Consider the following 15,215-nt stretch of genomic DNA (forward strand, 5'->3'; position numbering starts at 1 on the left):
TGAGAGATCACGTTTTATTGAAGAATTAGCTTACCCTTCAATATATATATATTGCTGATTACCTTTCTTTACCAAGCAGCAATTGCTCCATCTGTTCTGGATTCTGTGCCACCTTGTAAGATACCGGTTTTAGGGTCACGCCAGATAATCTGCCCTCTGCCAAAACTAGTTGAGTCAAGTGCTATTTCGATCTCGTGACCTTTACGCGCTAACTCCTGGGCAACATAGAGTGGAAAATCAGGTTCTACAATTACTTTTTTGCCCTTAAGCCATTGCCAGCGTGGCTGATCTAGAGCAGCTTGAGGATTCAGATGAAAATCAATCGTATTCATGATGACTTGGACATGTCCTTGTGGCTGCATATATCCGCCCATTACACCGAAAGGACCGATTGCCTGATCATCTTTCGTCAAAAAGCCTGGAATTATAGTATGATAGGTTCGTTTGCCTCCTGCTAAGCTATTAGCATGTTTACTATCTAATGAAAAATCATATCCTCTATTTTGTAAGGCAATTCCTGTACCAGGGACAACAATGCCTGAACCGAAGCCGATATAATTACTTTGAATAAAGGACACCATATTCCCTTCTTCATCTGCTGCCGCTAAGTAAACGGTTCCACCACGAGGAGGGGTTCCTGGTTCAGGCTCAAGCGCTGTATCTGTAATTAGACTTCTTCGTTCATTTGCATAAGCTGCAGACAATAAATCGTCCACTGCAACCTTCATTCTATCTTGTTCTGTCACATACTTTTTACCATCAGCAAATGCCAACTTGATTGCTTCAATTTGCTGATGATAAGTATCGGTTGTTGGGTGATCTGAATATGTATAACCATTTAATGTATTTAATGCTAATAATGCCACAATTCCTTGCCCATTAGGGGGGATTTCCCATACATCATATCCACGATAATGAACCTTAATAGGATTTATCCATTCTGGTTGAAAAGCTGCTAAATCCTTGGCTGTTATAAATCCATTATGCTGCTTTGAATGTGCTGAAATTTTTTCTGCTAACTCACCATAGTAGAAACACTCTGCCCCCGTATCTGCAATTATTTGAAGTGTCTTGGCGTGGTCTGGTGAGCGCCACAATTCACCAATTTCAGGTGGCTTTCCAAATGGCGCAAACGTGGTAAACCATGGACTGAATTGTTCTCCTTTTAATTCTTTTTTAAAATGATGATATGCTTTATTCCACATTTTTCCCAAAATCGGACTAATTGGGTATCCTTCTTCCGCATACGATATGGCAGGTTGTAATACTTTGTTGAATGATAATTTGCCAAATCGATTAGATAATTCTGCCCAAGCACCAGGGGCACCTGGCACTGTAACAGGTTCATAACCATATTTCGGCATTTTTTGATATCCACGTGCTTTGATTGCTTCTATTGAAATATTTTGTGGTGAGCGTCCACTCGCATTTAATCCATAAAGCTTTCCTTTTGTCCAAACAAGCGCAAAGGCGTCACTACCAATTCCATTGGAGGTCGGCTCTAACACGGTTAATGAAGCCGCAGTAGCAATTGCTGCATCAATTGCATTTCCTCCTTGCTTTAAGATATCTCTACCCACCTCTGCTGCTAATGGTTGTGATGTTGCTACCATTCCTTTTTTTGCAAATGTTGTCATTCGTTGTGAGCGATACGGATGATGTAAATAATGATCGTTCATGAGCTGTCCACAACTCCTTTTTAGATGATATCGAATTATTTCCTCCAGGAATAACGACTACCAAATATGGCTTTTAACTTTTTAATCTCTAAGCGTTACTTCTAAATAATTCTATTTAACATCTAAGCAATGTTGAGCATGCTGCTTTTTGTTATATTTCATTGCTTATCTATCTCATCATTTGCCAAAGCTTGATTTACTGCTTCTTGAGCATGAATAATAGCAGTATCAAATAAAGGTACCTCTGCATCTTCAGGTTTAATCAATAAGCCAATTTCTGTGCAGCCTAAAATAATGCCTTCTGCTCCATCATCGACTAAATTTTGCATTACTTTTTGGTAATATTCTTTTGATGCGCTATGAATTTTTCCGAGACACAATTCTTCAAAAATGACTTTATTCAGCTTATCTCTTTCTGTTTCTTTCGGTACAATCACGTCAAGTCCGTTCGCTTCTAACCGTGACTTATAAAATTGCTGTTCCATGGTATATTTTGTACCAAGTAGACCTACTCTGTTAATACTGGACGCTTTGATCTTAGCTGCTGTTGCATCACCAATATGTAAAACGGGTATACCTACCTTCTTTTCGATATCATCGATTACTTTATGCATCGTATTCGTACAAAGGACAATAAAATCAGCACCTGCTTTTTCTAATGATATTGCAACATTTGCTAATTGTTTTCCAGCACTGTCCCAATCCCCTTCAGATTGATAACGTTCGATCTCATCAAAGTCAACACTATACAACAAGCTTTTGGCAGAATGTAAGCCCCCTAATTGCTCTTTAACCTGCTCGTTCATAATACGATAATACTCAACTGAAGATTCCCAACTCATACCGCCGATTAGTCCAATTGTTTTCATAAACATTTCTCCCTCTCCAACACACATTGTTCATTTCGCATTGTCTTCACAGTTCCTTCGTCATAAACACACTATTTGGGTCTTCTGTATAATCTGAAAATGGCTGACAATATTGAAATCCAAAGCTTTCATATAGTCTTCTAGCTGGTTCAAAAGCATCCATGGACCCTGTTTCGAGACTTAATCGCTGATATCCTAGTCTTTGAGCTTCTTCTATTATGTGTTGAAGGAGTCGCTTGGCAACACCTTTTCTTAAATGTAAAGAAGAGGTTCTCATTGATTTTATTTCTCCATGCTGACTATTTAACTCTTTAAGAGCACCACAACCGAGTAATTCATTGTCCTTCACTTCCATGCACTCCAAAATGTAATCTCTGGTTGTTTTAATCCATCTACATTTAAGGCATGTATACTTTCAGGTGGAGACACTTGAGACATCCCATCAAGATGCTCTCCTACTAAATTAATCACCTTTTGATTTGTTAAATCATCTAGAATAATTTCCACCATGATCACACTACTTTCCGATTTTATGTAACTAAATTATAACATTATTCATTACTTCGTTCCTTTTTATTTTTCGCATATCATCAACTAATTGGGGAATAATGGAGATGAAGAATCTCAAGGAGGTTGAATAATGGATAATAAGAACAAACCAAACCATGGTAAAGAGAAAATGACTAATCAACAGGGTCATCCGGTAACTGACAATCAAAATGTACGTACTGTTGGAAATCGTGGACCTACTACATTAGAGAATTATGATTTTCTAGAAAAAATCAGTCACTTTGACCGCGAAAAAATTCCTGAACGAATTGTTCATGCACGCGGGACTGGAGCACATGGCTATTTCCAGTCATACGGAACAGTAAATGGAGAACCGATTTCCAAGTATACACGTGCAAAAGTTTTCACCAATACAGAAGTGCAAACTCCCGTTTTCGTCCGTTTTTCAACAGTAGTGCATAGTAAACACTCTCCAGAAACACTACGCGATCCTCGCGGGTTTGCTGTTAAATTTTACACAGAAGACGGCAACTGGGACCTTGTAGGGAATAACTTAAAAATATTCTTTATTCGTGATCCGCTGAAATTCCCTGACATGATCCACGCCTTTCGCCCAGATCCAGTAACCAATTATCAAAATCTAGAGCGTATGTTTGACTTTGTCAGTCAATCACCAGAAGCATTGCACATGATTACGTTTGTCTTCTCTCCTTGGGGAATTCCGGCAAGCTACCGTCACATGCAAGGATCAGGAGTTCACACATACAAGTGGGTTAACGAAGAAGGAAAAGCAGTGCTCGTGAAATATCATTGGGAGCCAGTCCAAGGAATTAAAAACTTAACACAGGATGAAGCGACAAAAATTCAAGGGAAAAACTTTAATCATGCAACACAAGATCTTTATGAAGCAATTGAAAAAGGTGACTATCCAGAATGGGAGCTTTATGTTCAAATCATGGAAGATGGAGAGCACCCGGAATTAGATTATGATCCATTGGATGCGACAAAGCTCTGGTACAAAGAGGATTACCCATGGCACAAGGTTGGAAAAATGGTGCTAAATCGCAATCCAAATAATTTTCATGCTGAGGTGGAACAAGCAGCTTTCGGTACCGGTGTATTGGTAGATGGATTGGACTTCTCTGATGATAAACTATTACAAGGAAGAACCTACTCCTATTCTGATACCCAACGATACCGTGTTGGACCAAACTACTTACAACTGCCAATCAACCGCCCTCATCACCGTGTAGCAACCAATCAAACAGGTGGGCAAATGGACTTTCGACAAGACTATGGAGATTTTAAAAATCCACATGTAGATTATGAGCCTTCCATTATGGGCGGTTTACAAGAAGACAAAAATCCTGGTGCTGAACACGAACCATATGTAGAAGGAAAGCTACAGCGTACATCTATTCCACGAGAAAATAATTATGGTCAAGCTGGCGAAACTTATCGTCGATTGAGTGATTGGGAAAAAGATGATCTAATCAAAAATCTAGTTTCTGCCCTATCAGGCTGTAGAAAAGAGATCCAAGATCAAATGATTCAGCATTTCTACCAATGTGACAACGATTATGGAAAACGAGTGGAAGATGGCTTAAAAATGTCCATGGAAAGCAATAAAGAAATGATGGAAGATGCCGTTCAAGAAGCAGAAGCAATGGGCCATCCATCAGATCCATATTAATGTTGAGACCCCTTGGAATAGTAACCATTCCAAGGGGTTTTTCTCCAAAGTTTTATGGCTTTTGTTGATTACTTCATTTTCTTATACAAATCTTTATGGATATCTCCTCGATTTGTTGATTATGTTTACTCGCTCTTATTTACAGTATTCTACAACCTCTTGATAGGATAGATCTCCACCAAAAATATCAAGCGCACTACCTATTGTCACGTGTAATTTGCCTTGTGATAATCGCTCAAAAAGCTTAAGATCTTCGATGGAACGAACACCACCGGCATATGTAGTGGGAATAGAAACATTATCAGCAAGCTTAGTCACTAAATTCTCCTCAATCCCTTCACGCTTTCCTTCCACATCTGCAGCATGAATCAAAAATTCATCGCAATATTTTTCTAAACCTTTAATTGTTGAAGCGGTTATTTCAATATTACTGAATTTTGTCCATTTATCCGTAACTACATACCATTTGCCATCTTTTTGCTTGCAGCTTAAGTCAATAACGAGTCTTTCCTTACCTATTTCTCCGATTAATTTCTCTAAACGGTCCCATTTTAATTCGCCATCTTGGAAAATATAAGAGGTAACAATTACGTGTGAAGCACCAGCTTGAAGGAATGCTTCTGCATTATCGGCATTAATTCCACCACCTACTTGTAATCCATCAGGGTATGTTTGTAATGCTTTAATAGCTGCATCTTTGTTACCATCACCAAGCATAATGACGTGACCACCAGTTAAGTTATCATTGCGAAACATTTCTGCGTAATAACTACTGTCATATGTAGAAACATAGTTTTCGATAATATCCTTATTTTCATTGTTAAGGCTGGCCCCTACTATTTGTTTTACTTTCCCTTGATGTAAGTCGATACAAGGTCTGAATTGCAAAATTTTCACGTCCTTTTCGATTAATCATGTACAACCCATTTTAGAACATTCCTATTAAAAAGAAAAGACGCCACTAGGAAGTGACGTCACTCTCATGTTATTTATTTTCAGGCAAATCCACGCTCATATTGAACCGGTACGCGAATCTCTTGTCCTAGCTCATGTGCAGCATGAAGAGTCCAATAAGGGTCACGGAGCATACCTCGGCCAATTGCAACTAGATCTGCATCCTGATTACCGATAATAGCATCAGCTAAATGAGCATCCTCTAAACGACCGACTGCAATCACTGGAAGCTCTAGCGCTTCACGCATCGCTCTTGCAAAAGGAACCATATATCCTGCATGCCCTCCCGGGTTGCGTGATGGAGCAATTGCGCCTTCTCCACCTGCACTGATATGAAACATATCGACACCGGCTTCTTTATAGGCTTTCGCCAATTCAATACCATCTTGTAGCTGATAGCCTTCTTCGACAAATTCAGTAGCAGAAATCCTCATAATTAATGGCATTTCTGATGGCATTTTACTTTTGGCTGCTCGCACTACTTCTGTACCAAAACGTGTTAATTCCCCGTATTCATCATTACGTTTATTCGTATAGCTTGAATGGAACTGATGAATTAAGTAACCATGAGCCCCATGTAGTTCAATTGCATCAAAGCCAGCTTCCACCGCACGGCGAACAGCTTGACGGAATTTTTCCACCATTCCTTTTACTTCATCAGTAGAAAGTGCACGCGGCTCTTTATATTGCTCACTAAAACGAATAGCAGATGGCGCAACAGGTGCTTCTGCATCTTCCGCTTTTCTTCCAGCGTGTGCGATTTGGATCGCAATTTTGGAACCTTGTTCATGTACCGCATCCACGATTCTTTTATATGCAGGAATTTGTTCGTCTGACCATAATCCTAGACAGTTATTTGTGATTCGTCCATCTGGTTCAACGTTCGTCATTTCCACGATGACAAGACCTGTTCCACCAACTGCACGGCTAACATAGTGGTTATAATGCCAGTCGTTAGGTGTTCCATCTTCTTTTGTCACTGAATACTGACACATTGGTGGCATCACAACGCGATTTTTTAGTTCTAAGTTTTTTATTTGAAAAGGACTGAATAATTGATCCATTTTTACATTCCCCCTGCTTACATTATCTTTCCTTTGTAAGTATAACAAGAATCAAAAGAAGGATCACACAATTAAACTTGAGAACCTTCTTGGATCGATACCCGCTTCGTAAGCGTAATTACATTAAACCCATGGATTAACCAAAACACACCATTCTTCTTTCCTTAATCGTATTAATAAGCTATCTGTTTTTTTGCTCTTTCGACCAATCAACTGATTATAATCAATCGCTTTTCCCCTAGTTTTTCACAATAATTTTCGCATTATTTGTTGTAACAAAGATATTCGTCCCTGCATACTGTATGGACAGAGACCTACTTTTTTTAAAAAAAGGATGTGAAAGTATATGTTTTACCATATTAAAGAATTACAATACCCAGCCAAGCCAGATCGGCCAGATCCGCTTTTTGCGAAACGACTGCAAGAGGTGTTAGGTGGACAATTCGGGGAAATTTCTGTTACGATGCAGTATCTATTTCAAGGCTGGAATGTTCGAATGGATGGAAAATATAAGGATTTGTTGATGGATGTCGGTACGGAAGAGATAGCTCATGTGGAAATGTTAGCCACAATGATTGCTCGACTGTTAGATGATGCACCTGTTGGTGACTTAGAAGAAGCCGCAAAAGATCCTGTTCTAGGTGCGATTATTGGTGGGATGAACCCTCAGCACGCGATTGTTTCCGGTTTGGGTGCAATGCCTGCTGATAGTGTCGGTAATCGTTGGACAGCTGACTATATTATTGCCAGCGGTAATTTGCTAGCAGATTTTCGTGCGAATTTAAATGCAGAATCTCAAGGACGTTTACAAGTAGCAAGATTATATGAAATGACATCAGATCGTGGCGTAAAAGATATGCTATCATTTTTAATCGCTCGTGATACAATGCACCAAAATATGTGGTTGGCTGCGATTCAAGAATTAGAAGAAAAAGAAGGCGTTGTTGTTCCTTCTACCTTCCCTCGTAGTCTTGAAAAACAACAAGTGGCATATGATTTTTATAATTTCTCACAAGGTGAGGAAAGTGCAAAAGGCAGATGGGCCCACGGACCGTCAATCGATGGATGTTCAAGCTTCCGTTACGTGCAAAATCCGCCTGCATACGGAGGCATTCCATCCTTGAAGCCTGCACCGCCTTATACATTTAATACAAACTTCCATATTCCACCTTGCATATGTTAGAGGTTAGTAGCGTAATTCTCAAATCACGAATTACGCTTTTTTCTTCCTCTCCAAATGAAAAATTCCATCGCTATCATACACGTGATAAGCCATGCCAATCCAAGTGACATCCCTGCTATAATATCGGTTAAAAAATGCACCCCTAGCACAACTCGGCTAATGGGAATCGTGATAGCTAGTAAAGCAACAACTAAAATACATAAACCTTTTAACCATTTAGTGGATACCTTTTTCCAGAGTAGGTAAATAATAAAACCATAAAATGCAATGGATCCTGTCGAATGTCCACTAGGAAAGCTAAAACCTGTTCCATCAAATTGCGCGATTAGCTCTGGACGGTCTCGCTCAAATACGAGCTTCAATATCTGGGTGAGGAGACTAATCCCTATCATGTTAATGCTAAAAAAAACACTGTACCATTTACTCTCCTTCATAAAAAAGAGATAAACAGCGAGTATGATAGAAGCAATGGTTAGAAAGGTGACAGATCCCGCTTCTGTTACTACGCCCATGATCTGATAAAACCTATCCTCTTCAGAAAAAACGATATATTCTTGAAAAATACGATCTATAAAGAACTTTTCTTCCTCCAAGACGTCATCCGCTAACTCAATAAAAAGAGACGTCGTTAAAGCAATGATGATAAATCCCACTATTAAAGTAAAGATAACTACCTTGGGCATATCTTTCATTTTAGCTTCCCTCCCTTCTACTAGCATTCCCCTATAGAAACAATGAAAAACTATCCTATGAAAAAAGTGTGTAAAAAGCTATTTTTTGTTGTTTAAATGTAATAATCCACTTGAAATACTGACATGCTAGTAGTGAGTCCCACTATACGCAAAAGGTACTACTTGCATTAGGCCTTTGATGTATGTTTGAATGGACAAACAATGAGTTTTATGGAGGTTGTAAATTAATGAAAAAAATATTAATGCTTTTAATGATGATCGGCTTAGCGACCATCACTGTCGCATGTGGAAATGGTGATCAAGCTGAAGAAAACAATGGAGAGACGCCTGCAGCTGAAGAAGCGCCTGATGGTGAAGGTCAATCCATCGAAGATACTGTAAGTGAAGAAGAGCTAGTGGATGAAGATCAAGCAGTGGCAACAATTAATGGTGAAGAAATAAGTGGTTCGTCCTTCAATACCATGTATCCACTTGTCAAAAGTACGTTACAACAATACGGTCAAGATGTAGAAGATACCGAAGAAGTAAAAGAGCAAACGTTAAATGAATTAATTACCCAGGAACTGATCAGGCAGGATGCCGAAGCAGAAGGTTTAACAGTTGAGCAAGAAGAGATTGACAATGAAATGGCTGCCTTAGAAGAACAATATGGTGATCAATTCGATTCTGTTCTGGAGACTAGTGGATTTACGAAAGAAACCTATAGAGCACAACTTGAGCGAGATTTGCTTTCTAATAAGTATATGGAATCAATACTGGGCATTGAAGTAACAGACGAAGAAATTGAGGAATATTACCAGTCCGCGTCAGAACAATCAGAAGAAGATCTTCCACCATTGGAGGAAGTCGAAGGTGATATTAGACAACAGCTATCTATGCAGAAACAACAAGAAAATCAAGATGATATTCAAGCTAAGATTGAGGAACTTAGAGAAAATGCCGACATCGAAGAATTAATCTAACATATGGGGGCTGGGACATAACTAGCTAAAAATGGGAGTGTAATATTAACTGTGTAAGTCAGAAATGCGTAAGTTCCTGACTTACACAGTTTTTTATTTGGTATAATAATAACTATAAAGCTAAAGAAGTGTTTGAAATGGGTAAACCAAAAAGAGGTCCTAACTCCGTAAAAGACATGCAGTATACATTAAAAGACATTTTTGGACCTATGTTTGAGTAAATGTTAAAAGGTGAAATGAATCGTCTTTTGAATTATAAATCAAATGACAAGGGAAAAGAATCAAGGAATTGAAGATGTTTATGGTTTCTCGGTTTCTCATAAAATGATATCCGATGGAATAATTCGAACTTTCTCGCCTACCAACTCCTCAAACATAAGCTTCGTCCCCATCTCCCATTACTTTTAAACTCTATTCATTATACAAAACAGATTTATTGCTCAATAAAATAATAGTAGTTGTCTTTGATATATCATGAAGTACCTTAGTTTAATAATCTAAAATAAAACATTTTTATAAGTTATAAATACTCTTATAGAACTCATAAGCAAAATATATGGCAAAACTAAATAATAGTAATCCAGCTATTATTGAAATCCATTTAATTATGGTATTATTTAATAAAACACGCGCTTTGGCTACTATAGACATTAATATAATATCGTGAATTAGGATGCCCACCAAAATACCTGCCGCGACAATCGAAAATCCTGAAATTCCAGTTGTGTTAAAGGAATCAGCTAAGACTGTTCCAAATATACCCAACCAAAAAACTAACCCCCCCGGTGATATGGCAACTAAAAATCCATTTAGATAGGATGACTTTAATGACTTCTTTATTTTTCCTTCTCCTAAGTTTATATCTTTTTCCGCATTTGTAATGCTATCAATTCCTATGTAGACTAAAAATAGAGAACCAATAATCCACATGCCACTTTGAACGATGGGTAAGGATAAAAATGGAGCAAAACCAAAATATAAAAGAATAATTAAAATGAAATCAACTGTCATACCACCTAGTCCTACAAACCAACCATGCATAAAACCGTTTTTTAAACCTTGTTTTGTCATTTCAATGGTAACAGCTCCAACAGGCAATGCAATTGATAATCCCAATAACACATAAGTAAAGAAAAGTGAAACCATTATCTCTTCCTCCAAGTATAGTAATGAAAGAATATATTAAAATAAGGTTAGTAGATTAATATATTTCATAAACAAGCCATTTGGATTGTTTTGCACCCATTTTATTATATAAACTTTGTGCCACAAGATTATCTCTTGATGTTTCCCATGTCATATAGGCAAAATTATGCTCTCTAATATAAGACAAACAATGGGAAAATAGCTGCTCCCCCACTTTATTCTCTCTTGCATCTGAAGAAACATACAAATCGTTTAATATGGCTGCCCTTTTTACTTGGAGGGTGCTAAAAGTAAAGTACAAAGTAGCAAAACCCACTAATTTCCCGTCTATTTCTGCTACAAATTGCACACCGTTAGAAGGCTGTCTCAATAATTGATGAATTAGCTGTTTCAGATCATCTTCTTTAGGCTGTGGTTGTTGATAAAAATCCACGATATACTGATTCATTAATCCTAATAACTCTGACACATCTTCTTTCGTTACTTCCCTTATTAAAAAGTTTTCCATTTTATACTCTCCTTCTTCAAGAATGATATAATAAATCATAATTACAAATTGCCCCTGTTAAAAGGTACAATTTTCAACTATTTCATAGGTACAGTTGAAGGGAGTAGAAAAAATGTTTGAAATAACACCTAAGTTAGACCCAAATGACAACACACCACTTTATATACAACTCTATGAATATATATTAGAAGAAATTGAAGCAGGACGGATATCTCAAGGAACACGATTACCATCCATTCGAAAATTAGCAAGCCATTTGGAAATTAGTAAAAACACCGTAGATGCAGCTTACCAGCAGCTGATAGCGGAAGGATATATAAAGAGTAAACCTAAAAGTGGTTTATATGTCACTGAGTTTGATGAACAATTTTTGATACCTTCTTCCAAAACTCCTATTACATTAAATAATTGTGAAGTATATAAAACATTGGAGAAAATATATCCATATGATTTTCGGCATGGGAATATCGACAAAGAAAGCTTTCCTACTACCATTTGGAAAAAATTAAACAATCAGGTATTGTATGAAAAAGATATTTTTTCGTATGGTGACAGGCAGGGGGAACCAGAACTTCGTTTAGAGTTAACAAAGTATTTGTATGAATCAAGGGGAGTTTTATGTACGCCAGATCAAATTATTATTGGTGGTGGGATACAGCAATTACTCGGTTTACTTTGCATAATTATTGGCTCAGATTTTCATTCAATTGCAGTTGAAAATCCGGGGTATGATGGAACTAGAGAAATTTTTAAACATCACGGTTTTTCTATAAAACCAATTGAATTAAATAATCATGGTATTCATATAAAAAAGTTAAGAGAAAGCCAAGCGCGCTTAGTTTATGTAACTCCATCTCACCAATTTCCAATAGGAATGATCATGCCAATTACTAATCGAATGAAACTAATTCAATGGGCAGAGCATGTAAATGGGTATATTATCGAAGACGATTATGATAGTGAGTTCAGATATAGAGGTAAACCTATTCCAGCTTTACAAGGAATAGACTCCCAAGATAAAGTTATTTATCTAGGAACATTTTCTAAAGCCCTCTTACCCTCTATTCGATTGGCTTATATGATATTACCTGAACCACTAATCAAAAAGTTTAAGATGAAATTTCAATTTTACGAGCAACCCGTTTCGAAAATCCTCCAAAAGACAATCTATTTATTTATGCAACAAGGTTATTGGCAAAAGCATTTGAGGAAAATGAGACACATTTACCAGAAGAAACATGAAGCATTATACAAGTCTGTTCATGAGTTCATGGGAACCCATGTAAAAATTATTGGGGAAGATTCCGGCTTACATTTATTATTGGAAGTTAAAAGTAGCAATACGGAAGAAATTTTAATCGAAAGAGCGAAACAATCAGGTGTTAAAGTATATCCAACGTCAAAGTATTGGATGAATAAAAATCACTCGAAATATCCAAAAATACTCATTGGATTTGCTGGATTAAAGGAGGATGAAATGGTCAAAGGTATAAAATTATTAAGTGAAGCTTGGTTTAGTTAGTGAGAAACACTCTATCAGACAAATAGAGAGAACAGTTTATGGAGTTTTCTATAGTGCATTTGAAAGCTTTCCACAACAATGGTCTGCTAGGAGTGATTGATGTTAGAAACGGAACTTCTCCCATGTGGAACAACTATTTGATGATGGAAGTGCCATACGCAAAATCATGTACAGATCCAATGCGGTAGAAAGTATACACTTCAGCTTTAGAAAAGTAACGAAAAAAGGAGCATTCCCAAACGAGAACGCTCTTCTAAAAATCTTATATTTACGAACGAAAGAACTTGAAAATAAATGGAAAGGTGGTCACTTTCAACAATGGGTATCAAAGGGGGATCTTTTTTGTTTATCTAAAACTTTAAAAGAGTATAAAAAATCGTGGTGACCATCACCTTTGATGTCGTCCACGATTTTTTTCGGGGTTTTGTCCCAGCCCCTTTTTATGATGTTTTAGCCATAATAATCATATTGTAAGCACAACCTTCCTTAAATATTCAACTTATTTCAATAGCTTATTTAGCATTATCTTCTCCACCAGGGACCAGGGTGAAAATTGTTTAGCAAAAGCTAACAACTTTGCTCCTTTACCAATTGGATAGCGTAGTTTTGGTTTCTTTTCGCTACAGATAGCGACAATTAGGTGAGCCACTTCATCTGGATCTGCACTAGACCTTGATGCTTGTTGTGCATGTGATAGGACAGAATGTTTCATTTGATCCTTTTTCATCTCCACTTGATCGATGCCAGACAAACTTTTATCCCAAATTCTGGTCTGATAGGAAGCTGGTTCTACTAACGAGACGAAAATGTTTTTTGAAAGTAATTCAATTCGTAAACTTTCACTAAAGCCTTCTAAAGCAAACTTTGACGCACAGTAGGCAGACATACCCGGAAATCCCATATACCCACTAATACTGCTAATATTAATGATATTTGCCCTATCCGACTGTTCTAGTAATGGAAGCATCGCTTTAGTAACACGAAAAACACCATGTACATTAACATCAAGCTGCCGCTGAAAAGCATCCAAAGATAGATCAGAAATAAATCCTGCTTCACAATATCCAGCATTATTAATTAATATATCAAGCTTATGATATGTTGTTTGTATGTACTCTTTCACCTTTTTGATATGTAATTCATTGGTTACATCCATTTCTACAATATCTAATAATGAAGCGACCTGATCCTTCTCTGCTTCTTTTAATAATTTATCACGTGAATCCAATCTTCTCACAGTTGCTATAACTCTGTAACCTCTTTTCAAAAAACTCAAACTGGTGATAAAACCAAATCCACTGCCAGATCCCGTCACAAGTACTGTCTTCACTAGCTCGTCATCCCTTCTTTTTTTAATAGGTAAGACTATGATCAGCGAGGATTTTGCTCCCCACTAATCATTAGCTAAACATACCTTAACATATTTAATAGGAGTAATATTCTTTTTTTTCGCAATAAACAAAAATCCCCCTCGCTTTATTGCGAGGAGGATTTTGTCGAATTATTCTACACCGTCAGTCCACTCAGCTACTTTATCTGGGTTCGCATCTACCCAATCAGCTGCAGCGTCTTCTGGTTCAACACCGTCATTAATTTCTAGCATAACACTTTCCATATCTTCAATTGACCATTGGAATTGGTCTAAAACTTTATAGGCATTCGGTAAATCTTCTTCCAATCCTTCACGAACCATTGTTTCAATAGTTTCTGCTTCACCGAATACACCGTTAGGATCCTCTAAATATTTCAAATCATATTCTGAGAATTTCCAATGTGGTGACCAACCTGTTACAATAACCTCTTCCTCATTATTGATTGCTTCACCAAGCTGTGTAGTCATTGCACCACTTGAGGAAGTTTGTAAACTCCAGTCACTTAAGTTGTCATACTCTTCAAGTGCAGCTTCCGTAGCAGCTACAACACCAGCACCTGCTTCAATTCCAGTGATTGTTTGTCCAGCTTCTTCCGATAAGTCTTCAATAGAATCAACATCCATGTAAGATGGTACAACAAGGCCTGTTTTTGCTCCTTCTAAGTTCGGACCTAGTTCTACTACTTGTTCACCGAACTCTTCATATTGTGCTTGATGTGTTCCAGGTAACCATGCAGCAACCATACCATCAGCTTCACCAGTAGCTACTGCTTCCCACATTGCTGCGTTTTCAAGAGATGTCAGTTTAACATCATAGCCTAAATCTTCTAACACTTTTCCAATAACATTTGTAGAGGCAATTTCGGTATCCCAGTTTACATAAACTAGTTCAATTTCCTCACCATCACCTACAGCTGCTGATTCATTATCTCCATTGTCATCTGTAGTATCTCCACCTTCATCACTAGCACCACAAGCAGCAAGTGCAAACACTAGAACTAACACTGCCATTAAACCAAAAGATTTCCATGTTTTTAACATGTATACATCTCCCCTTTTCT

Annotated in this window: 13 protein-coding genes and 3 pseudogenes; 6 read left to right on the plus strand and 10 right to left on the minus strand. The window is 37.5% G+C overall.

Annotation, left to right across the window (positions count from 1 at the left end):
* Positions 1–68: 68 nt before the first annotated feature.
* The 3 genes and pseudogenes from ACTNEP_RS10495 to ACTNEP_RS10505 all read right to left on the minus strand — a co-directional run bounded on the left by ACTNEP_RS10495 (position 69) and on the right by ACTNEP_RS10505 (position 3,055).
* Complete coding sequence (locus ACTNEP_RS10495) at positions 69–1,679, minus strand: gamma-glutamyltransferase family protein (protein WP_441161903.1); 1,611 nt, start codon at positions 1,677–1,679, stop codon at positions 69–71.
* A gap of 158 nt (positions 1,680–1,837) precedes the next feature.
* On the minus strand, positions 1,838–2,548 hold the full coding sequence (locus ACTNEP_RS10500) for an aspartate/glutamate racemase family protein (protein ID WP_441161905.1): 711 nt from the start codon (positions 2,546–2,548) through the stop codon (positions 1,838–1,840).
* A gap of 46 nt (positions 2,549–2,594) precedes the next feature.
* Positions 2,595–3,055: pseudogene (locus tag ACTNEP_RS10505) on the minus strand (GNAT family N-acetyltransferase).
* A gap of 133 nt (positions 3,056–3,188) precedes the next feature.
* Between ACTNEP_RS10505 and ACTNEP_RS10510 the strand changes: the two are divergent.
* On the plus strand, positions 3,189–4,751 hold the full coding sequence (locus ACTNEP_RS10510) for a catalase (protein WP_441161907.1): 1,563 nt from the start codon (positions 3,189–3,191) through the stop codon (positions 4,749–4,751).
* 135 nt (positions 4,752–4,886) lie between these two features.
* On the opposite strand, the gene hisA is transcribed toward ACTNEP_RS10510, so the two are convergent.
* Positions 4,887–5,639, minus strand: coding sequence for a phosphoribosylformimino-5-aminoimidazole carboxamide ribotide isomerase (gene hisA / locus ACTNEP_RS10515; protein WP_441161908.1), 753 nt, complete (start codon positions 5,637–5,639; stop codon positions 4,887–4,889).
* 107 nt (positions 5,640–5,746) lie between these two features.
* A complete protein-coding gene (locus ACTNEP_RS10520; protein ID WP_441161909.1) occupies positions 5,747–6,769 on the minus strand; it encodes an NADH:flavin oxidoreductase/NADH oxidase in 1,023 nt (340 codons plus the stop codon).
* Between the two features lie 346 nt (positions 6,770–7,115).
* Between ACTNEP_RS10520 and ACTNEP_RS10525 the strand changes: the two genes are divergently transcribed.
* A complete protein-coding gene (locus ACTNEP_RS10525) occupies positions 7,116–7,952 on the plus strand; it encodes a manganese catalase family protein (protein WP_441161910.1) in 837 nt (278 codons plus the stop codon).
* A gap of 23 nt (positions 7,953–7,975) precedes the next feature.
* Here the strand turns inward: ACTNEP_RS10525 and ACTNEP_RS10530 are convergent, their stop codons facing one another.
* A complete protein-coding gene (locus tag ACTNEP_RS10530) occupies positions 7,976–8,644 on the minus strand; it encodes a phosphatase PAP2 family protein (RefSeq protein ID WP_441161911.1) in 669 nt (222 codons plus the stop codon).
* A gap of 227 nt (positions 8,645–8,871) precedes the next feature.
* Between ACTNEP_RS10530 and ACTNEP_RS10535 the strand changes: the two genes are divergently transcribed.
* Positions 8,872–9,606 carry a SurA N-terminal domain-containing protein gene (locus tag ACTNEP_RS10535; protein WP_441161912.1) on the plus strand — a complete coding sequence of 245 codons (735 nt, stop codon included), beginning with the start codon at positions 8,872–8,874 and terminating at the stop codon, positions 9,604–9,606.
* Positions 9,607–9,734: 128 nt separating this feature from the next.
* Positions 9,735–9,896 (plus strand): annotated as a pseudogene (locus tag ACTNEP_RS10540) (IS256 family transposase); the annotation flags it as partial.
* A 223-nt stretch (positions 9,897–10,119) separates the two neighbouring features.
* Here ACTNEP_RS10540 and ACTNEP_RS10545 read toward each other — a convergent pair.
* Together ACTNEP_RS10545 and ACTNEP_RS10550 are read right to left on the minus strand one after the other, a co-directional pair.
* The gene (locus tag ACTNEP_RS10545; RefSeq protein ID WP_441161913.1) at positions 10,120–10,752 is read right to left on the minus strand and encodes a LysE family translocator; all 633 of its coding nucleotides are present in this window, start codon (positions 10,750–10,752) and stop codon (positions 10,120–10,122) included.
* Between the two features lie 55 nt (positions 10,753–10,807).
* A complete protein-coding gene (locus tag ACTNEP_RS10550) occupies positions 10,808–11,260 on the minus strand; it encodes an N-acetyltransferase family protein (protein ID WP_441161915.1) in 453 nt (150 codons plus the stop codon).
* A gap of 112 nt (positions 11,261–11,372) precedes the next feature.
* Here ACTNEP_RS10550 and pdxR point away from each other — a divergent pair, with 112 nt between their 5' ends.
* Together pdxR and ACTNEP_RS10560 are read left to right on the plus strand one after the other, a co-directional pair.
* Positions 11,373–12,782: a MocR-like pyridoxine biosynthesis transcription factor PdxR gene (pdxR, locus tag ACTNEP_RS10555; protein WP_441161916.1), complete on the plus strand. Its 1,410-nt coding sequence runs from the start codon at positions 11,373–11,375 to the stop codon at positions 12,780–12,782.
* 49 nt (positions 12,783–12,831) lie between these two features.
* A pseudogene (locus ACTNEP_RS10560) lies at positions 12,832–13,167 on the plus strand (transposase); the annotation flags it as partial.
* A 114-nt stretch (positions 13,168–13,281) separates the two neighbouring features.
* Here ACTNEP_RS10560 and ACTNEP_RS10565 read toward each other — a convergent pair.
* Both ACTNEP_RS10565 and ACTNEP_RS10570 read right to left on the minus strand, forming a co-directional pair.
* Positions 13,282–14,112, minus strand: coding sequence for an SDR family NAD(P)-dependent oxidoreductase (locus ACTNEP_RS10565; RefSeq protein WP_441161917.1), 831 nt, complete (start codon positions 14,110–14,112; stop codon positions 13,282–13,284).
* Between the two features lie 171 nt (positions 14,113–14,283).
* Positions 14,284–15,195 carry a glycine betaine ABC transporter substrate-binding protein gene (locus ACTNEP_RS10570; RefSeq protein WP_441161918.1) on the minus strand — a complete coding sequence of 304 codons (912 nt, stop codon included), beginning with the start codon at positions 15,193–15,195 and terminating at the stop codon, positions 14,284–14,286.
* Positions 15,196–15,215: the final 20 nt, after the last annotated feature.

It is taken from the genome of Gracilibacillus sp. HCP3S3_G5_2, from assembly GCF_052063305.1.
In the GTDB taxonomy this organism is placed as follows: Bacteria; Bacillota; Bacilli; order Bacillales; family Amphibacillaceae; genus Gracilibacillus.